Below are 25,148 nucleotides of genomic sequence, written 5' to 3' on the forward strand. Positions count from 1 at the left end.
GTGAACTTCGATAAAGTGACTGTAGGCAGTGTCGTAGTTGATAAAGCGACCAATACAATTAACGGTTTAAGCAACAAGACCTGGAACGGTACAGCAGTCTCAGGCCAAGCAGCGACTGAAGATCAATTGGCAGCAGTTGATGGCAAGTTAGGTAATTTGGACGATGCCGCAGTTAAATACGACAACCCATTGACCAAAGACAAAGTGACTTTAGGTGGAGCAGGTTCAACCACACCAGTGACTTTGACCAATGTTAAAGCGGGTGCGGTCAATGCCACATCAACCGATGCGATCAATGGTAGCCAGTTACACGGTGTTGCGGATAGCGTGAAGAATGCAATTGGTGGTTCAACCACGATTGATGCAACTACAGGTGCGATCACGACCAGTAACATTGGTGGCACAGGTTCGAACACCATTGATGGTGCAATCACCAGCGTTAAAGATGCTGCAACCAAAGCAAAAACGACCGTTACAGCGGGTGATAACGTTGTTGTGACACCAACCACCAATACGGATGGCTCAAGCAACTATCAAGTTTCTACAGCAAAAGAAGTGAACTTCGATAAAGTGACTGTAGGCAGTGTCGTAGTTGATAAAGCGACCAATACAATTAACGGTTTAAGCAATAAAGACATTACAGCCAGTGATTTTGCAACCAAAGGCAGAGCTGCAACTGAAGAGCAATTGAAAGTTGCTATTAGTAACAATATCACTGAAGTTGTTGATGGTAATGGCAACAAAGTCAATATTATTGACCAAATTGTAAATACCAAGCCAGACAACAAAAACCAAGACTCCTTGTTCTTAACCTACGATAAGCAAGGTCAAGAAACTACTGATCGCCTGACGATTGGGCAAACGGTTCAGAAGATGAATACAGATGGTATTAAGTTCTTCCATACCAATGCGGATACCTCAAAAGGCGATTTAGGGGCAACCAATGATTCAAGTGCAGCTGGTATCAATTCTACAGCGATTGGTGTAAATGCAATTGTCTCAACGGGTGCAGACAGCGCATTGGCTTTAGGTCATAACAGTAAAGCTGGAGGCAAAGAGTCGATTGCAATTGGAAAAGGCGCCGAAGCAACAGGCTTGCAATCTATCAGTATTGGTACTGGTAACAAAGTGAAAGGTGATCACTCAGGTGCAATTGGTGACCCAACGATTGTGGATGGTGCAAACAGTTATTCTGTAGGTAATAACAATCAGGTACTGACAGATGATACTTTTGTACTTGGTAACAATGTGACCAAAACAGTGGCGGGTTCAGTTGTCTTGGGTAATGGTTCTGCTGCAACAACTGGTGCAGGCGTTTCAGGTTATGCATTATCGGCTGTGACTGGTACAGACAAAGCAGCAATTGATAAGACGACATCAACGACAGGTGCGGTTGCGGTTGGTGATGCTGCAAATGGAATTTATCGTCAGATCACAGGTGTTGCGGCAGGTAGTGCAGATGCAGATGCAGATGCCGTGAACGTTGCACAATTGAAAGCGGTAGGCAATCAAGTTGTAACTACACAGAATACCCTTGTGAATAGCTTGGGTGGCAATGCTACGGTGAATGCCGATGGTACCATTACTGGACCGACTTATAATGTTGCTCAAGGGAAACAAACCAATGTTGGTGATGCATTAACGGCACTCGACAAAGCCATTAGCACGGTAGGGACAACTTCTAAAACGACGGTGACCAATGGTCAGAATATTGTTGTGAATAAGAGCAAGAATGCAGATGGTTCAGATAACTATGAGGTTGCTACAGCAAAAGACTTAACCGTTGATTCTGTGACAGCAGGTAATACGGTTCTGAATAATGCCGGCATTAACATCGGTAACAATGCGGTTGTGTTGAACAATACTGGCTTAATCATCGCAGGTGGCCCAAGTGTCACGACCCAAGGGATCAATGCTGGGAATAAACAGATCAGCAATGTTGCAGCGGGTATCAATGCAACAGATGCTGTGAACAAGGGACAATTGGATAGTGCAATTAGCAATGTGAATAACAATGTGAATGAGCTTGCCAATAATGCAGTGAAATATGACGATGCATCAAAAGACAAGATCACACTGGGTGGGACTAATGGAACAACAATTACCAATGTGAAAGATGGTAATATTGCTCAAGGTTCTAAAGATGCGGTGAATGGCGGGCAATTGTGGAATGTTCAGCAACAAGTAAACCAAAACACAAATGATATTGAGAATATCCAGACCAATATCAATAACATTAACAATGGTAAGTCAGGTCTAGTGCAACAACAAACACCAAATGGTGATATTACCGTTGGTAAAGATACCGGAGGCACTAAAGTTAATGTTGCTGGCACACAAGGTGACCGCGTTGTCACTGGGGTGAAAGATGGTGCGATTAATGCGACATCGAAAGATGCAATCAATGGCTCTCAATTGAATGCTACAAATCAAAAAGTTGTTGAGTTCTTAGGTGGTGGTGCTGGTTACGACAACATTACCAATAGCTTTACCAATCCAACCTATAACGTAGGCGGTAAGGATTATAACAATGTGGGTGGAGCCGTTGATGCATTGAATAAAGCAGATCAAGCATTGAATAGCAAAATTGACAATGTAAGTAATCGTCTCGAACAAGCTTTCTACTCGACTAATCAACGTATTAATGATGTAGAGAAAAAAGCCAATGCAGGTATTGCTGCGGCAATGGCACTGGAAGCAGCGCCATATGTAGCGGGTAAATATACTTACTCAGCAGGCGCTTCTTATCATGGTGGTGAAAATGCAGTCGGCGTCACCTTACGTAAAACTGCCGATAATGGTCGTTGGTCAATCACAGGGGGTGTAGCTGCTGCATCTCAAGGTGATCCAAGTGTACGTATCGGTATCAGTGGCGTAATTGACTAAGGGTTCATTATTCAGGAGAGCCTTTAGGCTCTCCTCATCTCCAATAGATAAAGAGAGTTAAAAATATGAAAAAGATGATGATAAAAACATTGCTTGTTGGGCTCGTTTCAAGTTTGCCGATGATGGTATTTGCAGCAAGTGACAAAGCGATGGTTCAACAAGAAGAAATTAAGTTTCCAACGGTTGAAAAAAGCTACCTGAAGCAAGTAAATCGTTATGAATATGATAATGTTGCCCGTTTGGGAACTGGTTTAACCAAAGATCAAATTCGACATATTTTGGGCAATCCACAATTTAGCGAAGGCATATTTTTTGTCAAAACCTGGAATTATGTACTAGATATTCGTCAACCAAATAGCCAAGACTATTTGCGTTGTCAGTTGCGTATAGATTTTGATAAAAAATCATTGTCAGAACGTTTGTCGTGGAAAGGCGAAGCGTGTGAAGGTTTAATGGCTTGGGGGGCTAATAATCAAGTTCCTGCAGACACTAATTTAAATAGCTTACGCTCATCCAGCGTATTTTTTGCATTCGATCGATCAAATGCAAATGCAATTGAACAGGGTTCAGCATCAGTTGCAGCAATTGCTCAACGTATTAAACAAGCACCATCGAATAGTCCTGTGATTGTTGCTGGCTTTGCCGACCCTTTAGGTAAATTTGCATATAACCATCAATTATCGGCACAACGAGCCAATACTGTGGCTAAGCTATTGGTGAATGAAGGGATTGATGCAAATCGTATTCAAATTCAAGCCAATAGCCAAACTGATTTATATCAGCAATGTGCTGGTCATAAGGCAAATCGACAACTTGTTGGATGCTTGGCCCCAAATCGACGTGTTAACGTGAGTTGGTAATCCATATTCATTCTAAATGGCTCCTTTAAAGGAGCCATTTTTATACATAGACATACATGATTAAAATCTATTATTTTTCAATTGCATATGATTTTTTTTACAACTGGTCAAGACTTCTAATTTGGGAGGAAGCAAGAGCTGGGATATAAAAATCTCTAACTAGCTAATATTATTGATTTTATTTATAGAAATTACTTTTTTAGAATATTTCTCGGAAACGGTCATTTATGTGATCTGTCTGACAAAAAATACAGAATCGTTTAAAAAACAGGCTAAAATGCAAGGTATGATCTAACATCTTCAGATGTCGGTTTCATGTATTAAATAATTAAAATGAGTATTTTTTGCTTATGAATAGTAGGTATTAAAGATTGCTATTCAATATGATATGAACGTATCGAACTAATCAAAATACTCAGCATTCGCAGACTTTTCATACAGGGTAAAACGATGTTGGAATCAAAGAAATTGATTGTGCTTGATCAGATGCTAGTCTTAACCAAAGAAGGTAAACATGATTTGGTTTATGAAAATGATACTTTGCTTAAAGTAAAAATGATTTCGAATCAGCATATCGTGGTGGAAGATGATCACCAAACTAGTTTTCTATTAAAGCGACAAGATGAAAACGTGATTTGGTCATTTATTTAGGCAAAGAATAACCTGCACTTATAATGATGGTTAATTTAAAAAATATAAACTTTTCAAATATCTATGCTTATATGTGATTGCATCCTAAGGATGCATTCTTTTTTATAAAATGAGTCATGTTTCTAACTTTGACCTAATTGACACCATCCAAATAAAATCAGTCAATTCTATTTTTATGCGTTGTTCTTACATTGGATAAAGACTATTGGGAAATAGCTCGCTAAGGATGGACCAAACAATGCAAAATAATAAATTCACACCGATTTTAAGACCAATTCTGCTGTCAGCTGTCATGGCTTTATCATTAGGCGTTATGAATACCAGTTATGCGGCATCTGAGGGAAAGTTGGATTTGAGCCTTTCTCCTCATTCACAAAACAAAGTTAAGCAATTATTAAATGATCCTAAAACTTGGCAGCAGATTCCCAAACAAGTCACGCTCTGTGTATTTTCTCCGAATGGTGAACATAGCGAAGCGTTTGAGCAAGCGACCAGTTATATTACCGAAATTCCAAGTATCGTCCGTGTCGCCAAACAATTTGGTGTCAATATGAACGTGACGCGTCCTTCGCATTTACAATTTAAATTAGATTTTGATTATCCCAAACTAAAAAAACAGGCATCGACCGTGGTTAACCTCAAAGTGTATACCAATGAGGCGGTGTTGACTGAGGATTTCCGTAGTAAGCGCTGTGATGGTGCAGGGATTAGCAACTTACGTGCAAAACAGTTTAATAAATTTGTCGGCAGTGTAGATGCCATTGGTGCCGTGCAGACTTATAAACAATTGAGTTCTGTGATTCAGGTTTTGGCCAACCCCAAATTTGATGACAAGATGATAAATAAAGATTATGAAGTGGTTGGAATCGTTCCTTTAGGGGCAGCTTATATTATGGTCACTGACCGTAATATCAATACTTTGGCCAAGGCTGCAGGCAAGAAGGTGGCAGTGTTCCAGTTTGATGAAACCCAAAAGAAATTAGTACAGAATGTGGGAGCACAACCCGTCTCGGTGGATTTGGTGAGTGTGGGGGGGAAATTTAATAATAAAGAGGTCGATATCATGGCGGGTCCAGCCATTTTGTTTGAACCACTTGAATTACAAAAAGGCATGACCGATAAATCAGGGAAAGCAGTTGGAGGGATTATCAAGTTTCCTGTAATACAGGTGACAGGGACATTGATTATGCAGCGCAATAAGTTTCCAGCAGGCATGGGGTCCATTGCACGAGAAGTGATTTCAAAACAGTTGAATCCAGCTTTTGAGTTTGTTGACAAGATTGAAGCAAAGATTCCAGATAAATTCTGGATGAACTTAAATGAAAGTGACAAACCGGGTTATGTTCGTTTGATGCGTGAAGCACGGATTCAAATGACTAAAGAAGGCTTCTATGATAAAGATATGATGCGGTTGTTGAAACAGGTTCGTTGTTCTCAAGACCCAAGCAATTATGAATGTGCTTTAAAGGATGAATGAGTTTTAGGCACTATTGCAGCATAGAAAAGAAAATCATGGAAATACTAGGATTAAGTTAAAAGCTTGGTATTTCCAACTTTGATCAATCTGGTGATACATCATATCCAAAGAACTGATCATTTGACTCATAAAAATGGTTTATTTTATAGAAATGAAGAGCTATAGGATCAATCATGAATATAATTTTTCAACTTAAAAATAAATTAATACAATAAGGTATTAAGCTAAATAAACCAGCAACTTGGCAACAGATTTTAGCTTTTGAATATAAGTATCAAGTGAAGTTGTCAGCAATTTTAAGCACCTACTTTTTAGAGCTCAATGGGATCGTCGACCGAGAAATGGATGATCACTATTTTACATTTTTGTCGCTGGCAGAATTCCAATCAGTAGAAAGTACTTCAAACTATTATGATAGAGACGAGTTTTTATATCCGAACTGTTTTGTATTTTCGGATTATCTAGTGTGGTGTTGGGGGTATGCGGTACAACTTGATCAGATTGGTTCAGATGGTGCTGTATATCAGGTGACTGGGGTGAAAAAAATAAAAATTGCAAATTCATTTACAGCATTTTTGCAGCAATATTTAATGGATAGTGATGAATTATTATAAAAATATTGAGAAAACTTAATGGAGCCATTTAAAAGTCTAAATGAAGCTAAATTATTATTTTTAATTATATGTAAAAAAGTACTCCAGAGATGCCGCTGCATGGTCGTTACCCTGAACCCGATGAGTTCTCGGGGAAAGTATTATTTTAAGCTATATGAAACGATATTAAGCCACATATAAGCACACAAAAATGTAAATTAAGTTTTTGTATTTGAATGATAATATCTGAAACAATATTAAAACACCTAGCATAATACGACAATATACTTTATTTGCCTACTATCTGCCTATTTCTCTATTTTTGCCTATTTTTATAGGTTTTTAGCCTATTGTTTGCCTACTAAATTTTTACAATAAAAAGGCGGTTAAACCGCCATTTGTGATGTTGATTGTACGCGCTTCCGCTCAATATAAGCACGAACATCAGATTTTTTATAAACTATTTTTCTGTAATGCACTTTAGCAAATGGGATGCCACCGCCCACGCAACGCATTTTCTGTAACCATGATTTAGAAACGCCTAGTATTGCTTCTAGTGATTCTGGTGAAAATTCCTCATCGTCATCAGCGGCATTGAATTTATTAATCTCTGCTTGTTTATCAATAATTTTCATTCAGTTTACCTCGTTATTCTGCTTAGACTGGACTTTTTCAAGTACCGCCTCGGCTTTAATTCGACTTTCTAATTCATTTTTGCTTGCTGTATGCGACTCAAGGCGAATAAGCATAAGCTCGGCTTCAGGATGAATTAAACCTGCATGCTGCAACTTCTCCATCTGAATCAGTGCAGATTTCTTTGTCCCAGCTAGCGGATGTGCACCGCCGTTATGAACAGCAGCCCACCAGATAAAAGAATTAATTAATGACATTTATGACCCCTCCACATCCGCTTTTGCTTCTTCTAATAACTGCACATCGCTACTATGCACCCCAGTGAACTTTGCTTGAATATTGCAGCACGGGCATTGATCAAAAGTAATTGTTAAACCACACCCACTACCAGCATCTGTCACGGTGCCTTTTGAATGAGCTGGCATGTTTTGTGAATAACTATTAAAGTCTCGGATATTAGTTACTCGCTTACCCTTCCAATCACGAATCAATTTAGAGCCGTTAGGTGGGGTTAATTTCATACGTTTAGCCATTTAATTTCCACCCCTTGCTGCTTCTACCATTGTTACTTTGTATGGATGCTCATCGTTGTAATAGAATGAGTAACTTTCTGGAAGTTTGAAGTTTTTAGGCATCCAGTAGGTGACATCAAAAGTTGCTTGCCAACCATAGCAGTTGCGCTCTTTAAATCCGCCTGCATACCCACTATCTTTCGTAGCTTGAATTACCTGACCATAACGGTGCACAAGCACTTCAACACCTTCAGCTGGTAAGAATTCCTTTGTTGAAATCCATTCTGGCACAACCACGCAGCCTTCAAGCTTTTTGGCTTCATCAGCTTTGGCTTTTAACCACATAGACCATCCAGAATTAAGCGAGTGATACGTTTCATTTGCAATTGGTGATTCGGAGTCGTCTGCATAGTTATCTTTCAAAACATACTGATTATCTTTAAATTCAAAAAAACCTAATTCATGTGGAACTAACCATACAGCCTCAAAAGCCTCTCGTTCTTTTCCAATATTCACGCTGCCACCTCACCAAGTTAAATAAGCGATAACGGCGGTGCCTTTATCTTTTTCAGCCGCAATTTTGTATTCCTGATAATACGATGTATCAAACGTCTCACCAGTATCATCACTAATCCATGTGCGATCGCGCTTTGCAATTTCGCTATCGAGTTCGATTTCCATTAAATTTGCAATAAATTGCTCCTTAGTTTCATCTTGGTGTTCTTCAGTCGAGCCGTAATTTTCAACAAAATAGGCATAAACCGCTTCTTTAGATTTAGCCGCATATACAGCATCATCGCCATTCTGAAAAATCTTATAGTCATTAATTTCTAATTGAGTATTCATGCGTTCACCTTATCTAGCCGCTGTCGGCATTGGATTAGGCATAAAAGAACTTGCAACGGCGGCAGACGGTTACGCCAATTTATCTGCAAGAATTCAACAAACAACCAAAGATAGTGGAGATTTTAATTCTGCTATTGCTGGTGTTCATCAAATTGCTTTATCAACTAATTCAAGCCTAGAAACAACAGCTGAGCTATTTACTAAGTTAAATACTGTTTCTAAAGATCTTGGAATGTCCCAACAACAGGCATTAGATCTGACAAAAACAGTTACTCAAGCAATTAAATTGGGTGGTAGTTCTGTTCAAGGAGCTGAAGCCGCTGTTACACAGTTCATTCAGGCGATGCAAGGCGGAGTTCTTCGTGGTGAGGAATTCAATAGCATGATGGAAAATGGCTATGGTCTTGCAGAGGCTTTAGCTAGAGGCTTAGGAGTTACAACTGGTGAATTGCGTAAGATGGCCGAAAATGGCGATTTAACGTCAAAAGTAGTGATTCGTTCTTTACAAAATCAATCGCAAGTTATTGATGAAGAATATAAAAAACTACCACTAACTGTAGAAAAGGCCTTACAACGCATCCAAACGCAATGGCAAATAACTATTGGAGAGATTAATAAGGGTACTGGTACAAACAAGCCTATGAGAGAGTGATGCAAGCTGCAGCCGCATCGGGTGATCAGGCTGTGATTTCACATGCTAAAGCACAAGGCGCATCGGTTGGGTGTTGCCAGCTAACAGCCTCAGCTATTCCAATTTAACGCCAATGGCCGCTATTAAGCTGATTGCCGATGCTGCAGGTGGTTTTGTCTATAGTGAGCCAAATAGCAATACGCTGACAATCAAGCCGCTCTATAAGAAAGTTTATTGGGATGCTATTCAGCAGTCTGATTTTGATCGGCTGATCCCTGAATCCGTAGTTACAGATCTATCAACAGATTACGCACTTTACCCTAATTATAACGGCGTGTTCTTAACAAATGATCGAACCGGTGAAACGGGAACTGTAAAACGGCGTGACACTGCAGGTGATGTGAAGTTAGAGCCGATCAACGATCCGCTGTTTACATCAATAAGCGCTATGCATGAGAAAGGGCGCTCTGTGCTCGCAAAGGCAGGCATGGTTGAAAATCACAGCTTGTTAATGCCTATCGTGAATGAAATCGGCTTGTGCACGCCGTCAGACCTGATTGCATTTAATGCTGAATGGTGGGGCGTGGCAGATAGTGTTAGCGGATCTTTCTCTGAAGGGAAAGCCACTCAAACAGTAGCAGTGGAGCGCGTAAATCATGAGTAATGCATTATCACGGCTTTTAGACTTACTGCCAAAGACACCCGAATTTATCGCAACAGTGCAGAGTGCTGATCATCCTAATTATAAAGTGCTGGTGGTGGATGGTACCGGGCTTGTGCTTTGTACCAGTGCATCTTCATTCAACGTTGGGGATCGGGTTTATATCAGTGGAAATGAAATAAAGAGAAGTGCGCCCACGGGCGTTGTATATCAAATCGAAGTTTAACTTTAAAACATAACTTAGACCGCCAATTACGGCGGTTTTTTATTTGGAGCAATGTAAAAATGGCAGAGCCAGTTAGTAGTAGCGCAGGGGCGGTAGCAATCAAAATGTATGGTCTTGGTGTGCTTATCGCTGTTGTAATTTTATTGGGGTATTTGGTTGTAGTGATGACTCGTATGCCGCGCTCACGTAGCGAATGGGTGGTGAGTTTAATTACAACGGTGGTGGGGAGTGTGGGTGGTGGTGGGTTCATCATTCATCATTTTGCAATGCATGATTATGCGACTACATGGGCAGGGATGTGCGCGATTGGGGGGATTTTCTTTGCTTCTGGATTGCCATTCTGGGCGATTGCACGGTGGTTTTTTAAATACGTGAATGACCGAGAAGGAAAAAACATTTTAGAGGTGGGTAAAGAAATTAAAGACTTCAAAGACAATTTTTAATAGATCCAGAAATTAGATGCCGCCTTAGGGCGGTTTTTATTGCATAGAGGAAAACGAAATGGACAGAAAAGCTTTTTTTGATGCAGCACGTGAGTTATTAGGTGGGCGAATTTCACAAGCTCAAGTAAATAAATTTAATGAACTTCTTGATGAATATCAGGGGAATGGTATGAAAGCAAGTACGGTTGGTATCAACTTAATTACCAGTTTTGAAGATCTGCGCCTAAATGCTTATGATGACAGCGTGGGTGTCTGGACGATTGGATACGGTACCACGGTTTACCCAGACGGCGTAAAAGTCAAAAAAGGTGATGTGTGTACGCTTGATCAAGCGAAAGCTTACTTTGCACATGATTTGAATCGTTTTGAAACTGCGGTAAATAGTGCTTTAACTGTTGTGATGAATCAAAATCAATTCGATGCTCTTGTTTCTTTGGCTTATAATATTGGTGAGAAAGCTTTTAAGACTTCAACGCTGGTTGAACTGCTGAATGCCAATAAATTTACAGCTGCAGCAGATCAGTTTTTAGTGTGGAATAAGGGCGATGGTAAAGTCATGAAAGGTCTTGTTCGCCGCCGTGCAGCTGAGCGAGAGTTGTTTTTAAAAAAGTAATTTTTCACTGCAGGCGCTCAGTGATTTCATTGATCTTTAGCGCCTGCATTCTTTTTCTTTTACCTGGTTGTACTGCACATACGATCAATAACAATGTACATGTCGGAATATGTATAAAGGCCCTCTAATGAGGGCTTTAGGCAAATATATATGTTTTAAGCTCTTGTAATACCTCTTGATTATAATTTTCTGCTTTTATAACAATATCTGTTATTTCAGCATAAACTTCAATATTATGGTCCATTTCAGAAACTTTAATATTTAGAAAAGTTCCAAGGTGATCACTGTATTTGCAAATAAGATCATGGAGCTTTGAATCCTCAATCAAGTTTATAAACTCATCTGTAGGTTGATTATTAGAGTTATGAATAAGTTCTAATTCCTCAATTTTTTTTAGAATTTGCCCCTTAAATACTGGCAACTCTCTGGGATTCAAATCTTGAATTTCTAATAACATAAATTTCATTTCATGAATTTTATTACGCTCTAAATGTATTTTGTTGAAACTCAATTTTGCTTCATTTGCAATAACTGATTTATTGTGTTGATTCTTCCACCCATTAAAAATATAGATAGCTATTAATGCGGCAAAAAAAGTAGCAATTGCTCCTAAAATGGATCCAAATGCTGATATAGAATCAGTATTAAAGCCAATAATGTTCTTCATTGTCCAATAAATTAGTAAACTTATTGTATAAGAAACTACTGTCCATAATATAACCTTTAAAAAGAATTCACTTCTTCTTTTCATTATTCCCCCACCGTACCAATTACAGGTATAAGCTGCGGTCCAGCCAATCTAGCTTTTCCGATTATTTCAAGAAGCTCATCATAAGTTAATTCGAATTTATCTTCACTATCAAAAACATATTCAACGTTCTTTCCTTCCAATTCAGGTGGTCTTTCTGGCACAAAACGCTTAGGAATAAGGATCTGTGCAAGTTGTTCGTTTGTTAAATTAAAAATATGCATAGTGATTACCCGATTCTAAAAAGTTCGTTCCAGTTCGTTAAATATGAGGGAGAACGGCGGTTTTGATTCATCTGCCAAATTGCTTTTGTGTCATTGCAAAGGCCAAGTGAGACATGATCTTTTCCGTATTTCTCTTTGATTGCTTCCATCGTTTGAGATAGTTTTTCGCGCTCATTTCGATGTGTGTAGTCAGTAAATAGATCCGGAACAAATTTAGACTTGGGCATTAATTCGAGTAGAACAATGCCAGCCTTTTTATACTTGAATCCTTTCTTGTAGATCTGATCAATGCCTTTCATTGCTGCCTTAGTAATTTCTAACAGATCGTCTGTATGTTCAGGCATTTGTACGATGATATACGGCGAATAACGTTCATCTTTATTAAAGCGGCCAGTCTGAATAAACACGCCAATCATCTTGCAAATAGAGCCATCGTGTCGCATGCGCTCAACACCTCTAGTCACAAACAGACGAACCGATGACTTAATATCATCTTTTTCATAGACTGGCTGGCCATAAGACCGGCTGCTTATAATTTGCTGCTTTGATGGGTTCTCGTTTTCTATATCGATGCATGAAACACCTTGCAGTTCACGGACGGTTTTTTCCATTACGATAGAAAATGATTTTTTAATTTCCTTCGGATTTGACTCAATCAAATCCAGCACAGACTTAATGTTCATTAAGTTTAGTTTCTTACAGTTTTGACGGCCAACGCCCCAGACTTCGCCAACATCTACCTGTGCAAGCAATTGCTCAGCAGAACACGGGTCCATTTCAGCTAAATTACATACACCATCGAAAAACCGATTTTTCTTGGCAATATGGTTTGCTATTTTTGCCTCAGTTTTAGAGCGGCCAATTCCAATGCAACAAGGCAAGCCAAGCCATTGTTGAGCCTTCAATCTCATTTCTTGAGCATAAGAGGTTAGATCAAAGTTTTTCTCAAATGAGGTGAGCTCTAAAAAGCACTCATCAATGCTATAAATTTCCTGTTCGCCTGGTGCGACATATTGACCTAGAAGCATCATGAATCGCCGTGACATTTCAGCGTATAGTGCGTAATTGCTTGATAGCACTTGAACGTTATGCTTTTTAACGATGTCCTCGATCTGAAAAAGAGGAACCCCCATTTTGATGCCGATATCTTTTGATTCTTGACTACGTGCTACGGCGCACCCGTCATTGTTCGAGAGTACTATTACTGGGCGATCATTAAGCGCAGGATTAAAAACACGTTCGCAAGACGCGTACATGTTATTGACATCCACAAGCGCGAATATCCTGGTATTACTTTTCATGACTGTTCTTCTTATTATGAGCGGTAACACATACGCTTTAAGTTGAATGTCACAACACCCCAAACGATTACAGTTTGATTCTCGGCAGGGATAATGTGTTCATAAGCGGGATTTTCAGCCTTTAACCAAAGTTTAGGCAATGGATAATCTTCATCACCAAAAATCTCTTTAATCTCACTCTTTGACATTTTCGCTGTGATCATAAGCCGCTTAATCGTTGAGTCTTTATTATCGATTAAGGCAACCACAATATCTTGATGTGCAGCTTCTATGCTGCGATCGATGATTATTGGATCATCAATTTCAAGCCCGGCACCGAGCATCGATTCACTATCCACACGTGCAATGAATGACGATATCGGGTTATGAATCAAATATTCATTGAGATCCACGGTTGTAGACATATCGTCTTTTGTGGCGAAAGCTGGACCAGCGGGTATGCGCTCTAAAGCCATCGGGATCGATGCTTTTGATTTTGGAAGGATAGGGGTAAGGCCGAGTTTATCAATCAAATCTGTTTGAAATGAGATCTGCTCAAGTAGAGTGTTGATAGTGGGGCTAGGTTTCCCGTCATGACCCATGAGAGTCTGTAGACTCGTCCATGCATCATCAGAGAAGTATATTGGCAACTTCTTAGACATTTGGTTTCTCCTACGCTACGTGGCGTGTTTGGATTTACCCTTTTAGGATATATTTTTTATCATTAAAATTTCAAATTTAAAAAGCTGTGGATAAACATGAAGATGTCATAGATTGACGCTACTTAGTGTGTATTTGGTCGGAATTTATGCATTTCATTTTTCGGCGCTGCAGTGTACTCATCTGGTGGCATATCAACTAAAAAATCCCGTGCTTGATCATGATTGCAGGTGAGCCAGTCTTTTCTTCGACCTTTCGGAATAACGACAATAGAGCGTTTTTCATCGTCAGGAGCATGAAACTGTTTCATAAATGGATGCATGTCAGCATTGATCGTTAACATGCTCATCGATACCACTGGTTCGCCGTTTACAACTGCATATTCATAAATTCCCGCAACAGTGAAGGGCATATCATCCTGACGATAAATCCCGTACCAATGAGACTTACCGTCTATGTATTTCGGCTCAAAAATTGTTTCAACTGGTATTAAGCAAAATTGATTTTTAGACCACGCATGGCGAAAGCTGGGCTTAGATGCAACTGTTTCAGATCTGGCGTTATATGTGTTACGTACTTTCTTGATGTCGTCAGCCCAGTTTGGTACCAGACCAAAGCGGGCAGCTCGCCACTCGATACCATGCTCAGTTGAAATAAGGATAGGGCCGTCATACCCAGGATATATACCCTCTTTGTAGTCGAAAGTGGGTTCGAGCAGATTAAGGAGTTGTGCTCGACTTCGGGCAATTGGTTCGTAGTTTGCGCACATTTTATTTCCATATTTAATAATTTTATTTTTTATTATCCATCAATTTATAATAAAAATTTGTAAAGTTTATTTAAATATTGGTTTTAGAAAACTTTTATACTAACAGTATAAATGATTGAAATAATAAAAATTATTTTTATTTGACTTGAATTAATAGAATTAGCTCCAAATTAATATTGAGCTTTTAAATAGTTTAAAAGCATTTTGAAGGGGTTTTAATTATGACTAGCCACAAGTTTTTACTTACATATTCAGTATCTCCTACTGAAACCACATCAGATACAAAGAAAAAGTTAGCCGACAAAGTTCGAGATAAAATCGCTGATATCGAAATTGGTGATTGGAAAAAAGCAGTTAACGTAGAAACTACTTTTGCTGGAACAATTGATGTTACTGGTGTGACAAATAAAGAGAAATGGGAGAGTGCTGCTAAAGAAGTAAAGCGTGTTATGGAACAAGCCTATCGAGATTGTGAAGCAACAACAAAAGATGTGGCTGTAAATTACGCCATGTTGCTTAGCAATGCAGGTGAGGCATTTAGTTTTAAACAATAATAGCTAAGACTTAAAAGTCATTTTATTAATAAAATGACTTTTAAGATTTTATTATTAATCTTCATTTATTCATTGTGTCTTTTAAAGTACTATTATTATGCTCAGTCCATTTATCCTGAATATTTCGCACTGATTTATTTTGTTCAAAGTAAATTCTATTTTTAATTAAAGCTTTGGCAGTATCGGATAGCACAACATTTTCAATTAAATTCATGGCTCTGCGAAGATCATCAAAAGTTACCTGAACGTATCCATCTGTTACGTCATTATCATCATCTTCGGTGGTATGGTTGATAAGTTTCTTAATTGTATAACTGCCAATTGCCAAGCTATTTGCGATTGTTCCGAAGGTTCTCCGCAAGTCGTGAAATGTAAATTGAATACCCGTAGTTTCGGTTATTGTATATCTAGCTTCACGTTTATCAACAATATGTGAATCAGGTGTATCCCCAGCAAAAACATATTTATTATTGCCTGCAAACTTCTTCCTTTCCTTCATGATGTACCAGAGCATATCACCCATTGGAAGAAGTAGATCTTCATGGTTTTTAGGATCTTGAATCTTTATAGTTCCATACTTCAAATCAACATTTGGCCATTCCAGTGTTTCGCCTTCTTCTCTACGAAATCCGGTTAAAATCAAAAGAAGTAAGAAATCCTGATTTGTATAGCCTCTATGATTTGCATTTTGGTTGCCAGCCCACCAGGTGGTACATACAGCTAGAGACCAATCATGTATCTGATCTGAACGGATATAGCCCTTACGGCGTTTAATCTTGTTCCATTTCTTCTCTTTGTAAATAACCCCTACAGGGCTTTTCTCAGTAATAATTTTTTCGTCATTATCGTTATAAAGAATTGATGCATTAAAGTTGTAGACTGCTGATAAAAACTTCATTGCTAGATTTGCCTGCGCTAAGCTTCGCACAGATAAATCCATGTGTTTGTTTAAAGTCATTTTCTGAGAAATTTCAGTTATTTTAATATCTTTCCAGTCTTTGAAATAATCATTCGCGCATCGATCGTAAGCATCAATTGTATTAGCGCTTAGGTTTTTTTTACTCTTATAGATTTCATAAGCTTTTTCTAGTGTTGGGATCAAATCATTAGATTCTTTTTCAGTTTTAAAATCTGCCTTTAATTGTCGTTTCTGGGCAACTGGATCAATACCCTGATGCATCATTAACAATATTTTTTTCGCTTCAGTACGGGCCTGTTCTAGAGTGTACACGCCGTGTTTACCAATAGACTTACGTTTATTGCGCCCATCTGGCATTCTCGTTTCAACAAAATAGGTTTTAGATTTGGTTGCAATTAAACCAAAGCCGATTGTTACAGAGTCACGATAAAATTTGCTTCCAGATTCTTCAAGAGGGATGCTGTCGATAAATGTTTTAGTAAGTTTATATCTTTGGCTCATGATGATTAAAAAGGACGAAACGATACACGGCAATATAGCACAATATTTTTGAAGCCTACTATAAGCCTATTTTTGATGAAATTAAGTTGGTGCAGAAAGGTTTTAAAATGCATTTATGTTTATAAGTTATTGTTTTTATATTAAAAATAATGCTCCAGAGGTGCCGCTGCATGGTCGTTACCCTGAACCCGATGAGTTCAAGGTGGAGGTGACGCATACTTACTGGGTTTCCTACTCGGGGTAGGCATACACTCAAAATACACAGAACACATCCATAAATTTAAGTATCGGCAGGGGAATAGACGTACTGGCGAACACCCTAGAGATGTTTCCTATTATAGTTAAATCAACAATGACCACAAGAGGGGAATATTGAGATTTGTATGTTTTACTAACAATTAGAAAATTAAGTTTAATAAGATTATAAAATCTAAAACAGAATCAATGCATATTCGAAAAATAATGGGTCTCCAAAATGCCGCTGCATGTCTTTACCCTTGAACACTAAGGTTCAAGGTGGAGAGCGCTGTATATTATCTGGGTTTCCTACTCGGGGTAGGCATACACGCTAAATATTCAGAAACGCTTTCCGATTTAGAAGGATATCACGGCTCAGGGGAATCAGACCGGCTGGCGAACACTTCAGAGATGTTTTTAATTATAGTGAAATTAAGGGGTGTCGCAAGGGGAGAAAATAGAGAGATTTGTAAGTTTAAGTTTACAGTTAAGATGTTAAATAGAGGGGATTGAGTTGAAAAATATAATAAAAAAATGATTTTTCGATAAAGAAAATAATCTCCAGAAGTACCGCTGCATGTCTTTACCCTTGAACACTAAGGTTCAAGGTGGAAGCGCTGTATATTGTCTGGGTTTCCTACTCTAGGCAGGCATACACGCTAAATATTCAGAAACGCTTTCCGATTAAGAAGGATATCACGGCTCAGGGGAATCAGACCGGCTGGCGAGTACTCCAGAGATGGATTGCATTATAGTCAACTCTGGCAATGATGCAAGGACTACACTAAAGTTATTTGTAAGTATAACTTAACAATATGTAAGTTTACGTTTAAGCCCTGCATGCATGAAATAGCAGGGGTATTCTACTTTTGGGAAATAATAATTAAAAAATAAATATATGAATTGACCTGATGCTGATACTTCGATTCAGGTCAAAAGATAAGGAAGCGATAAAAATTACAATCAGTGCATGAGAGAAGGAAGAAATTAATTTTTGTATAAAAGTCGATTCAATAAAAAAGCCTGAAATTTGTAGTTTCAGGCTTCCCATAAAGATTAGATGCTTTGTTCAACATCTTCAAGCATGGTTTCCAGCAGCCTTTCACAATGGGCGTACTGCTGTAAAGATTTGTTTAAGCTAAATACCTCTTGAGCCATTTGCAATGCCACCATAATCACCAGTTTATTATGCTCAACACGTGGTGCACTACGACGCATGTCGTGAAACTTTTGATTAAGTAATTCTGCCGCGCGTTCAAGCTCTTCACGCTTATCTTCAGTCGTGTTAAGACGAAAGGTCTGTTCAATTAAGCGAAGCTCAACAACAATAGGTTCACTCATGATCAGGTCTCCTCTTGAGTTTCTGCATTCGGATGTGCAAGTTGCTGAATTTCTTGCGCATGTTGATCTTGTGCAGTTCCTAAAATTGAAAGGCGCTGAATAATCGCTTCAACCTTAGATTTAGCCAGCTCATTTTTCTGCAACAGACGATCACGATCTTGTTGTAAATCCTGAATCTCTTGCTGGTTATGACGTTGCTGTGCTTGTAATTTTTCTTTATTCACACGTAAGTCATTGCGCTCAGCCAAAATTTCTTGGAAGCGGTTTTTCAAATCAGTTGTACTTTTCTCTAAGCGGCTATAACGTTCTGCTAGAGTTGTTGCATCTTGATTCAGTTGTTTAAATTGATCTTGTAACTGAGTCAGTTGTTCAGTTAAGTTATCAACTTCTTCCTGCTTTTGCGTGATGATGCTATTTTTCTGCACAACTTGTGCATGATGGTCAGTTTCAGCTAATTGCTTAGCTTCGGTGAGCGATGAGTTTTCTCGCTCCAAGTGATGTAAGCGTGTTTTTAAAACACCAATATGCGCTTGTAGACGCTGTAATTGTTCTAACATAACGAAGGTCGCACAGAGTTGCAATCAAAGGTAATATATACAGCAGTATAGAGATTGGATAAACGAATGCAAGACGATATTTCAGGTTGGACAGAATGGAAAGCCCATTTTGATGGGATTGAAGAAATTTCAAGTCCAAGTGAGTTACACGGTTTACTAACAGGTATCGTTTGTGTGACACAAGCGCCGACCTCAGATGAATGGTCACAAATTTTAAACACCCTGAATGTGCCTGCTTTACAACCAGAGGCACTGGAGAGTTTAACCGATGAAGCAGAAGATGTTGCTCATGCTTTATCTGATGATGAATTAGATTATTTGCCTATGCTTCCTGATGATAGCCATTTGCTTGCAGATCGTGTGCAAGCTTTGGCGGATTGGTGTGCAGGCGTAGTCCTCGGTTTTGGTTTGGCTTCAGGTCATATTCGTGGCGAAGAACAAGAGCTGATTGAACATTTACAAGATGTTGCAGCCGTTGAGTTTGAAGACTCGGATAATGATGAAGAAGGCGAAGAAAGCTATCAGGAATTGTATGAGTTTGTACGCTTGATCCCTGTGAGCTTGTCGATTGGTCGTAAAAAGATTCCTGTTGCTGAAAGTTCTTTATTGCAAAATTTTCATGCCAAAAGCAGAAATCAAGACAATCAAGCAGCAGATGCGCAAACGGTTGTAGAAATGTTTACCCCACATCGTCCGAGTTAACTCGGGCGGTGCCTTAAGCTTTTATAAATAAAGATACTTACAATCATTCATCTTCATCAGAAGGACAATATGAAATTAAGTCAAGCTGATTTTAAACAACGTCGTGATCTTCTCGCTAAACAAATAGGCAGCAATAGCATTGCAATTATTGCGACTCGAGCAGAAATGTATCGTAACCGCGATGCGGATTATAAATATCGTGCAGACAGTAGTTTTTATTATCTGACTGGATTTGCCGAGCCTGAAGCCGTTGCCGTGATCGAAACCTTTGAAGAAGGTGAGGAATATAGCTATAGCTTGTTCTGCCGCGAACGTAATCGTGAAATGGAAATCTGGAATGGTTATCGTGCGGGTATTGATGGTGCGATTGAAATCTATGATGCAGATGAAGCTTATGCAATTGATCTGCTCGATGAAGAAATTATCGACAAGCTGTTAAATAAACAGTGTCTTTACTACCGTATTGGTCAAAATGCTGAGTTTGATGCACGTGTCAGTCAATGGATTCAAAAGGCAGATGCACAGCAGCGTCGTGGTGGTGCTGCGCCAGCAGAAGTCATTCAGCTTGATCGTATTGTCGATGAGATGCGTTTGAAAAAATCAGCTCAGGAAATTGAGCTGATGCAGATCGCATCCAATATCAGTGCAGAAGCGCATACGCGTGCCATGCAAACGGTTAAACCTGAGATGATGGAGTATGCACTGGAGGCGGAACTCAATTATATCTTTGGTAAAAATGGCTGTGTACCATCGTATAACAGTATTGTTGGCGGTGGTGAAAATGCCTGTATTTTGCACTATGTTGAAAATAACAAACCGTTAAAAGATGGTGATTTAGTTTTGATTGATGCCGCATGTGAATATGAGTTGTATGCGTCGGATATTACTCGTACGTTCCCTGTGAATGGTAAATTCAGTCCTGAGCAAAAAGCACTTTATAATGTGGTTTTAGAAGCACAGCTTGCTGCGATTGATGCAACGCGTATTGGCAATCACTATAAATATCCGCATGAAGTGGCTGTAAAGATTTTAACTCAGGGGCTGGTTGATCTTGGCTTGCTGATTGGCAATGTGGATGAACTGGTTGAAAGTGAAGCATTCCGCCAATTCTTTATGCATGGTACTGGCCATTGGCTTGGCATGGATGTACATGACGTGGGTGCCTATAAAACTGGCGAAGACTGGCGTGCTTATGAAGCAGGTATGGTCGTGACCGTTGAACCAGGTCTATATGTTGCGCCAGATGATGAAACGGTTGATGCAAAATGGCGTGGTATCGGCATTCGTATCGAAGATGACATTGTGGTCACTGAAAATGGCCCATTGGTTCTAACCAAGAATGTGGTCAAAACCGTTGAAGAGATTGAAAGCTTGATGGCAAATCATTAAGTTGAAGTTGAGAAAAAGGCTTATCAATAGATAGGCCTTTTTATTGACTTTGATGCCCAAAACAACTTTTGAATATATTTTAAAAACATAGACCAAACAAAGTACAAATTCCCTTCCTGATTTGAGTTAGAGTAAGATAGGTCCCGAAACATCAAGTCATGAAAAACTGATAAGGAATAATATTATGCAGCAACAGGTCATCATTGTCGGTGGAGGTATGGTTGGACTCAGCCTTGCTTTAATGTTGGCAAAATCTAATATCGCAGTAAAGCTATTAGAAGCTGTGAAATATCCGAATTACGATGACGAAAATGTTGCTCCTTATCATTCCAGTTTTGATGCGCGTAATACCGCCTTGTCACGTCGTAGTGTACAGATTTACCAAAAGTTAGGTTTGTGGGAGGCCTTACAACAACATGCTACCCCAATTCTGCAAGTACACATTACTGAGCAGGGCAGTTTTGGTAAGGCACGCTTAGTCGCCGAACAAGAAAAAGTAGAAAGTTTTGGTCAAGTAATTGAGAACGCCTGGTTGGGTCGTGTATTGCTGACCCAAGTACGTCAACAGCCATTGATTGAGTTGATTGATGGTGTTGAGGTCACTTCATTAACTCAAGATGTAGACCAAGTCCAAATTGAAGCCATGCGTAATGGTGAATATATCCACTCCTTAAAATCCAAGTTGGTGATTGCTGCGGATGGTCGCGACTCGTTTTGCCGACAAGCCATTGGCGTCGGTGTGGACGAACATGACTATGACCAAGTCGCGATTGTAACCACCGTACAAACTTCTAAACCACACCAGCACGTTGGTTTTGAACGGTTTAGCGCATTAGGACCATTGGCACTGTTACCTTTACCAGGGGAATACCGTCGTTCAGTGGTATGGCCTGTGAAAAAAGGCACTGAGGCGGAGTGGTTAGGTGAGGAAAATGATCAACATTTTCTTGATGCCTTACAGGAAACCTATGGTGACCGTGCTGGAAAATTTGAAAAAACAGGCAAGCGCTTTAGCTATCCATTGGCTCAGGTTTTGGCACATAAGCAGGCGGTTGGTCGTGTGGTGCTGATGGGCAATGCGGCACATACCATTCATCCAGTGGCAGGCCAAGGTTTTAACTTATGTTTGCGTGATGCAGATGTGCTGGTTCGTTTCTTGATGGAACAATTGGCGAAGTCAGATGATATTGGCGCGCCTGAAAATTTATTGGCTTATGAACAATCTCGTTTAAAGGATCAGCAACGTGTGATTAAGTTCTGTGATTCAGTGGTGCGTGGTTTCAGTAATCAAAATCCAATCCTCAAATTATTACGCAATACAGGATTGATTGCATTTGATGTGATTCCGGGGGTTAAGCCTCTGGTTGCCAATTATGCGATGGGGCTAAAAGCATGAGCGAGCTGTTAGATGTTGTGATTGTTGGCGGTGGCTTAGTCGGTGGATTAACGGCTTTATTGTTGGCACAAGGTGGGGTACAAGCGACGGTATTGGATGCTGCGCCTGTGCTTGATCAAGAGAAAACACTGGCTGTAATGAATCCTCGGGTATTGGCACTGAGTCAGGCGACGATTCACTTACTCAAAACAGTTGAGGTCTGGAATGATTTAGCGCGTCAGATGCCTTATTCAGGTATGCAAGTCTGGAATAAAAATGGCTATGGCGAAATTAATTTTGGCCATGCATCTGAACAGCAACCTCAATCAGATCAGGCTTTAGGTTCAATGGTTGAACCCAGTGTTTTGAATGTAGCAATTCAACAAAAAATGTTGCAGCTACTCAAAGACTATCGTACCCAAGTAAAAGTGGTTAGGATTGAGCAAATTCCGCAAGGCTGGTCAATTGAGTTGGCGGATGGCACAACATTAAAAACGAAGTTGTTAATTGGTGCAGATGGTGCGAATTCTTTTGTACGCGAGCAGGCGTACATTGAGTTGGATGTATTGGATTATCAGCAGGCTGCAATTAGTTGTGCAATTAAAACCACACAGCCCAATCAATATGTAGCACGCCAAATTTTCTTGCCGACAGGTCCATTGGCGTATTTACCAATGGCCAGTCTGAATGCGCAGGAGAACGGTTATTGGCAGTCGATTGTCTGGACTTTACCTGATGATTATGCCGATGAATACTCGGCATTAAATGATCAGGACTTTATGCGTTTGTTGACTCAGGAAAGCCTGCAAATGTTGGGGGAAGTGGTTGATGTGCGTTCCAGAGCACAGTTCCCACTAAAAGCACGTGCTGCACAGCGTTATATCAAGTCAGGCTTAGCATTGATCGGTGATGCTGCACATGTGATTCATCCTTTAGCTGGACAGGGTGTGAACATTGGTTGTCTGGATGCAGCTGTGTTATGTGATGTATTGCTGCATGATTTAAAACGTGGGGTCTGGGCCAATGAGCAGAGCTTATTGCGTTATGAGCATCGGCGCAAAGGGCAAAATGATGCCATGATGCACAGTATGTCAGCGATTGGTTGGCTTGAAAGTGCAGAACTGTTTCCATTTGTCTGGGCGCGAAACTTTGGTCTAAAACAGGTTGAACAATTCGACTGGTTCAAAGATCGCTTTATGCAACAGGCCAATGGATTGGGTGCATTGAAAGACACACAATATGCGTGCTAAAAAATAGTAGATATTTTTTAAACAATCATTTATAAATCAGAGTGAATTTGGTCGCAAAAAATACGATTTAATCAATATTGTACTTTGCGAAATGAAAAGAGCTTGCTAAATTTCATCAAGTTTCTGATGACCAAATAGCGATGATGAAAGTGTAGTCATTGTGGGGAGATAATATGACAGATATGAATGATTACGACGAAAACACAGAAGATTCTGCTGTAGACGACGAAGAGGCGAAAGCGGCAGAAAGTGGTGCAGATAGCGAAGAGTCGAGCGCCAATGATGCTGATCTTGCCGAAGCTGAGACCTTAACTGTGACAGCCAAACAGAAACAGCGTCAGGCTTTGGAAGATGAAGTTGCGGCCTTTCTTGCACGTGGTGGACAAATTACAGAAGTCCCACCTGGCGAGACTCACGAATAAACTGAGAAGATTTAAAAAGCATCACGATTGTGGTGCTTTTTTATGTTGATGTGCTGCATGTTCACATTCTAGTGGTTGATGCAGTTCTTTTAGAATGCCACATTGTTCAATCGTACGATGTTGAGAGCATTGCTGTTTTAAATGGAGCAGGTCTTGGTGTAGATGTTCTAGATTTCTAATTTTTTGTGATACCTCAGCAAGATATTGATCAATCAGCTGGTCAACCTGTGTACAGGTCTGATTGGGATTGGTCGATAAATCCTTGAGTTTTTGAATATCCTGCAAGGTAATCCCCAATTCACGACAATGCTTTAAAAATAAAAGTTCCGAAAGCATCTGTTCAGAATAATGACGATAATTTCCCGCCGTTCGTTTGGGTTTATCCAGCAGCCCAATTTTTTCATAATAGCGAATGGTATCGACTGAAACTCCTGACTTTTTGGCCAATTGTCCAATACTAAAACTGATCATGCTTGACTCTGGAGTTACTCTAGGGTTTTAAATCACTATAAAAGATTTAGCGAGAAAAGTCATGGCAGGATGTGGTTGCAATACAACGTGTTCGCCAACACAAAAAATTAGTCCAAAGTTTAGAAAGGCTTTGTGGGTTGCTTTAGTTCTAAATGCATTGATGTTTTTTGTTGAGATTATTGGGGGTTCACAGGCACGCTCAGTCTCATTGTGGGCTGATGCCTTGGATTTCGCAGGTGATGCCGCCAACTATGCCATTTCTTTGGCCGTGCTGTCCATGACCTTGTATTGGCGTGCAACCGCGGCCTTGTTAAAAGGTGTGACCATGGCTGCATTCGGTATTTTTGTGATCATGAAAGTGGTTTGGTCATGGTGGTTAGGACTAACCCCTGAGCCGATGTTAATGGGGGCAATTGGTGTACTTGCTTTGACTGTGAATGTGATCTGCGCACTAATGCTTTATGCATTTCGTGATGGGGATGCCAACATGCGTTCGGTATGGTTATGCAGCCGTAATGATGCGATTGCCAATATTGCCATTATCATCGCCGCAGTAGGTGTGTTTGGAACAGGCACCATGTTCCCTGATTTATTTGTAGCCTTTATTATCGCGTATTTGGGTGTTTCTTCTGGTCTAAGTGTGATTAAGCAGGCGAGAGTGGAAAGAAAAGTAGATCAGGGCAATATAATGACCAAGGCCTGATGGTTATTCTTGTG

29 protein-coding genes, 3 other RNA genes and 2 pseudogenes are annotated in these 25,148 nt (G+C 39.7%); 17 read left to right on the forward strand and 17 right to left on the reverse strand.

Annotated elements, in window-relative coordinates:
* The 5 genes from F907_RS12205 to F907_RS0117925 all read left to right on the forward strand — a co-directional run bounded on the left by F907_RS12205 (nucleotide 1) and on the right by F907_RS0117925 (nucleotide 6,488).
* The gene (locus tag F907_RS12205) at nucleotides 1-2,886 is read left to right on the forward strand and encodes a YadA-like family protein (RefSeq protein ID WP_016651718.1); all 2,886 of its coding nucleotides are present in this window, start codon (nucleotides 1-3) and stop codon (nucleotides 2,884-2,886) included.
* A gap of 65 nt (nucleotides 2,887-2,951) precedes the next feature.
* Complete coding sequence (gene tpgA / locus F907_RS12200; RefSeq protein ID WP_016651719.1) at nucleotides 2,952-3,746, forward strand: trimeric autotransporter adhesin/peptidogylcan-associated protein TpgA; 795 nt, start codon at nucleotides 2,952-2,954, stop codon at nucleotides 3,744-3,746.
* Nucleotides 3,747-4,196: 450 nt separating this feature from the next.
* A complete protein-coding gene (locus tag F907_RS12195; protein ID WP_016651720.1) occupies nucleotides 4,197-4,397 on the forward strand; it encodes a hypothetical protein in 201 nt (66 codons plus the stop codon).
* Between the two features lie 238 nt (nucleotides 4,398-4,635).
* A complete protein-coding gene (locus F907_RS12190) occupies nucleotides 4,636-5,874 on the forward strand; it encodes a putative solute-binding protein (protein ID WP_016651721.1) in 1,239 nt (412 codons plus the stop codon).
* Between the two features lie 218 nt (nucleotides 5,875-6,092).
* Nucleotides 6,093-6,488, forward strand: coding sequence for an SMI1/KNR4 family protein (locus tag F907_RS0117925; RefSeq protein WP_228129553.1), 396 nt, complete (start codon nucleotides 6,093-6,095; stop codon nucleotides 6,486-6,488).
* Nucleotides 6,489-6,853: 365 nt separating this feature from the next.
* Here F907_RS0117925 and F907_RS12185 read toward each other — a convergent pair whose 3' ends face one another.
* From F907_RS12185 to F907_RS0117935, 5 genes are read right to left on the reverse strand one after another with little or no spacing between them, the layout of a single operon-like run.
* Nucleotides 6,854-7,102: a helix-turn-helix domain-containing protein gene (locus F907_RS12185; RefSeq protein ID WP_016651723.1), complete on the reverse strand. Its 249-nt coding sequence runs from the start codon at nucleotides 7,100-7,102 to the stop codon at nucleotides 6,854-6,856.
* Nucleotides 7,103-7,357 carry a hypothetical protein gene (locus F907_RS12180; RefSeq protein ID WP_016651724.1) on the reverse strand — a complete coding sequence of 85 codons (255 nt, stop codon included), beginning with the start codon at nucleotides 7,355-7,357 and terminating at the stop codon, nucleotides 7,103-7,105.
* The gene (locus F907_RS12175) at nucleotides 7,358-7,633 is read right to left on the reverse strand and encodes a hypothetical protein (protein ID WP_016651725.1); all 276 of its coding nucleotides are present in this window, start codon (nucleotides 7,631-7,633) and stop codon (nucleotides 7,358-7,360) included. It abuts the gene before it with no gap.
* On the reverse strand, nucleotides 7,634-8,128 hold the full coding sequence (locus tag F907_RS18255) for a DUF551 domain-containing protein (protein ID WP_016651726.1): 495 nt from the start codon (nucleotides 8,126-8,128) through the stop codon (nucleotides 7,634-7,636). It abuts the gene before it with no gap.
* 9 nt (nucleotides 8,129-8,137) lie between these two features.
* The gene (locus F907_RS0117935; protein WP_032861904.1) at nucleotides 8,138-8,458 is read right to left on the reverse strand and encodes a hypothetical protein; all 321 of its coding nucleotides are present in this window, start codon (nucleotides 8,456-8,458) and stop codon (nucleotides 8,138-8,140) included.
* A gap of 13 nt (nucleotides 8,459-8,471) precedes the next feature.
* Here F907_RS0117935 and F907_RS12170 point away from each other — a divergent pair.
* From F907_RS12170 to F907_RS12150, 5 genes and pseudogenes are all read left to right on the forward strand, one after another.
* Nucleotides 8,472-9,092, forward strand: a pseudogene (locus tag F907_RS12170) (tape measure protein); the annotation flags it as partial.
* A 79-nt stretch (nucleotides 9,093-9,171) separates the two neighbouring features.
* Nucleotides 9,172-9,753 (forward strand): annotated as a pseudogene (locus tag F907_RS12165) (hypothetical protein); the annotation flags it as partial.
* Nucleotides 9,746-9,976, forward strand: a complete 231-nt coding sequence (locus tag F907_RS12160) for a hypothetical protein (RefSeq protein ID WP_016651730.1) — start codon at nucleotides 9,746-9,748, stop codon at nucleotides 9,974-9,976. The pseudogene F907_RS12165 and the gene F907_RS12160, both read left to right, overlap by 8 nt.
* Before the next feature lie 59 nt (nucleotides 9,977-10,035).
* On the forward strand, nucleotides 10,036-10,419 hold the full coding sequence (locus F907_RS12155; protein WP_016651731.1) for a hypothetical protein: 384 nt from the start codon (nucleotides 10,036-10,038) through the stop codon (nucleotides 10,417-10,419).
* A 58-nt stretch (nucleotides 10,420-10,477) separates the two neighbouring features.
* The gene (locus F907_RS12150) at nucleotides 10,478-11,032 is read left to right on the forward strand and encodes a lysozyme (RefSeq protein ID WP_016651732.1); all 555 of its coding nucleotides are present in this window, start codon (nucleotides 10,478-10,480) and stop codon (nucleotides 11,030-11,032) included.
* A 136-nt stretch (nucleotides 11,033-11,168) separates the two neighbouring features.
* Here F907_RS12150 and F907_RS12145 read toward each other — a convergent pair whose 3' ends face one another.
* From F907_RS12145 to F907_RS12125, 5 genes are all read right to left on the reverse strand, one after another.
* A complete protein-coding gene (locus F907_RS12145) occupies nucleotides 11,169-11,783 on the reverse strand; it encodes a hypothetical protein (RefSeq protein ID WP_016651733.1) in 615 nt (204 codons plus the stop codon).
* On the reverse strand, nucleotides 11,783-12,004 hold the full coding sequence (locus F907_RS12140) for a hypothetical protein (RefSeq protein WP_016651734.1): 222 nt from the start codon (nucleotides 12,002-12,004) through the stop codon (nucleotides 11,783-11,785). Before F907_RS12140 ends, F907_RS12145 begins: the two co-directional genes overlap by 1 nt.
* 5 nt (nucleotides 12,005-12,009) lie before the next feature.
* Nucleotides 12,010-13,305: a Y-family DNA polymerase gene (locus F907_RS12135; protein ID WP_032861908.1), complete on the reverse strand. Its 1,296-nt coding sequence runs from the start codon at nucleotides 13,303-13,305 to the stop codon at nucleotides 12,010-12,012.
* Between the two features lie 14 nt (nucleotides 13,306-13,319).
* On the reverse strand, nucleotides 13,320-13,946 hold the full coding sequence (locus F907_RS12130) for a LexA family protein (RefSeq protein WP_016651736.1): 627 nt from the start codon (nucleotides 13,944-13,946) through the stop codon (nucleotides 13,320-13,322).
* Nucleotides 13,947-14,068: 122 nt separating this feature from the next.
* Complete coding sequence (locus tag F907_RS12125; RefSeq protein ID WP_016651737.1) at nucleotides 14,069-14,713, reverse strand: SOS response-associated peptidase; 645 nt, start codon at nucleotides 14,711-14,713, stop codon at nucleotides 14,069-14,071.
* A 221-nt stretch (nucleotides 14,714-14,934) separates the two neighbouring features.
* Between F907_RS12125 and F907_RS12120 the strand changes: the two genes are divergently transcribed.
* Nucleotides 14,935-15,267: a hypothetical protein gene (locus F907_RS12120; RefSeq protein WP_016651738.1), complete on the forward strand. Its 333-nt coding sequence runs from the start codon at nucleotides 14,935-14,937 to the stop codon at nucleotides 15,265-15,267.
* 61 nt (nucleotides 15,268-15,328) lie between these two features.
* Here F907_RS12120 and F907_RS12115 read toward each other — a convergent pair whose 3' ends face one another.
* The 6 genes from F907_RS12115 to F907_RS12105 all read right to left on the reverse strand — a co-directional run bounded on the left by F907_RS12115 (nucleotide 15,329) and on the right by F907_RS12105 (nucleotide 18,822).
* A complete protein-coding gene (locus F907_RS12115) occupies nucleotides 15,329-16,687 on the reverse strand; it encodes a tyrosine-type recombinase/integrase (RefSeq protein WP_016651739.1) in 1,359 nt (452 codons plus the stop codon).
* Between the two features lie 147 nt (nucleotides 16,688-16,834).
* A non-coding RNA gene (gene ssrS / locus F907_RS18400) (6S RNA) lies at nucleotides 16,835-17,016 on the reverse strand.
* Nucleotides 17,017-17,150: 134 nt separating this feature from the next.
* Nucleotides 17,151-17,339, reverse strand: a non-coding RNA gene (ssrS, locus tag F907_RS18405) — 6S RNA.
* 139 nt (nucleotides 17,340-17,478) lie between these two features.
* Nucleotides 17,479-17,667: non-coding RNA, 6S RNA (gene ssrS, locus F907_RS18410), on the reverse strand.
* 313 nt (nucleotides 17,668-17,980) lie between these two features.
* Nucleotides 17,981-18,265 (reverse strand): cell division protein ZapA, encoded by a 285-nt coding sequence (locus tag F907_RS12110; protein ID WP_005243298.1) that lies wholly within the window; start codon nucleotides 18,263-18,265, stop codon nucleotides 17,981-17,983.
* 2 nt (nucleotides 18,266-18,267) lie between these two features.
* The gene (locus F907_RS12105; RefSeq protein ID WP_005243297.1) at nucleotides 18,268-18,822 is read right to left on the reverse strand and encodes a hypothetical protein; all 555 of its coding nucleotides are present in this window, start codon (nucleotides 18,820-18,822) and stop codon (nucleotides 18,268-18,270) included.
* Nucleotides 18,823-18,888: 66 nt separating this feature from the next.
* Between F907_RS12105 and F907_RS12100 the strand changes: the two genes are divergently transcribed.
* The 5 genes from F907_RS12100 (at nucleotide 18,889) to F907_RS12080 (ending at nucleotide 23,960) form a co-directional block, all read left to right on the forward strand.
* Nucleotides 18,889-19,524, forward strand: a complete 636-nt coding sequence (locus tag F907_RS12100; protein WP_016651740.1) for a UPF0149 family protein — start codon at nucleotides 18,889-18,891, stop codon at nucleotides 19,522-19,524.
* A gap of 69 nt (nucleotides 19,525-19,593) precedes the next feature.
* Entirely contained in the window at nucleotides 19,594-20,913 is a 1,320-nt protein-coding gene (pepP, locus tag F907_RS12095) for a Xaa-Pro aminopeptidase (protein WP_016651741.1), read from the forward strand.
* Between the two features lie 184 nt (nucleotides 20,914-21,097).
* Nucleotides 21,098-22,309 (forward strand): 2-octaprenyl-6-methoxyphenyl hydroxylase, encoded by a 1,212-nt coding sequence (gene ubiH / locus F907_RS12090; protein ID WP_005243293.1) that lies wholly within the window; start codon nucleotides 21,098-21,100, stop codon nucleotides 22,307-22,309.
* Nucleotides 22,306-23,538, forward strand: coding sequence for an FAD-dependent monooxygenase (locus tag F907_RS12085; protein ID WP_016651742.1), 1,233 nt, complete (start codon nucleotides 22,306-22,308; stop codon nucleotides 23,536-23,538). The genes ubiH and F907_RS12085 overlap by 4 nt, the downstream gene beginning before the upstream one ends.
* Before the next feature lie 173 nt (nucleotides 23,539-23,711).
* Nucleotides 23,712-23,960 (forward strand): hypothetical protein, encoded by a 249-nt coding sequence (locus tag F907_RS12080; protein WP_005243290.1) that lies wholly within the window; start codon nucleotides 23,712-23,714, stop codon nucleotides 23,958-23,960.
* 21 nt (nucleotides 23,961-23,981) lie between these two features.
* Here F907_RS12080 and F907_RS12075 read toward each other — a convergent pair whose 3' ends face one another.
* Entirely contained in the window at nucleotides 23,982-24,431 is a 450-nt protein-coding gene (locus F907_RS12075; protein ID WP_016651743.1) for a MerR family transcriptional regulator, read from the reverse strand.
* Between the two features lie 61 nt (nucleotides 24,432-24,492).
* Between F907_RS12075 and F907_RS12070 the strand changes: the two genes are divergently transcribed.
* On the forward strand, nucleotides 24,493-25,134 hold the full coding sequence (locus tag F907_RS12070) for a cation efflux transmembrane domain-containing protein (protein ID WP_005243288.1): 642 nt from the start codon (nucleotides 24,493-24,495) through the stop codon (nucleotides 25,132-25,134).
* The last annotated feature ends 14 nt before the right edge of the window (nucleotides 25,135-25,148 follow it).

It is taken from the genome of Acinetobacter colistiniresistens, from assembly GCF_000413935.1.
GTDB lineage: Bacteria > Pseudomonadota > Gammaproteobacteria > Pseudomonadales > Moraxellaceae > Acinetobacter > Acinetobacter colistiniresistens.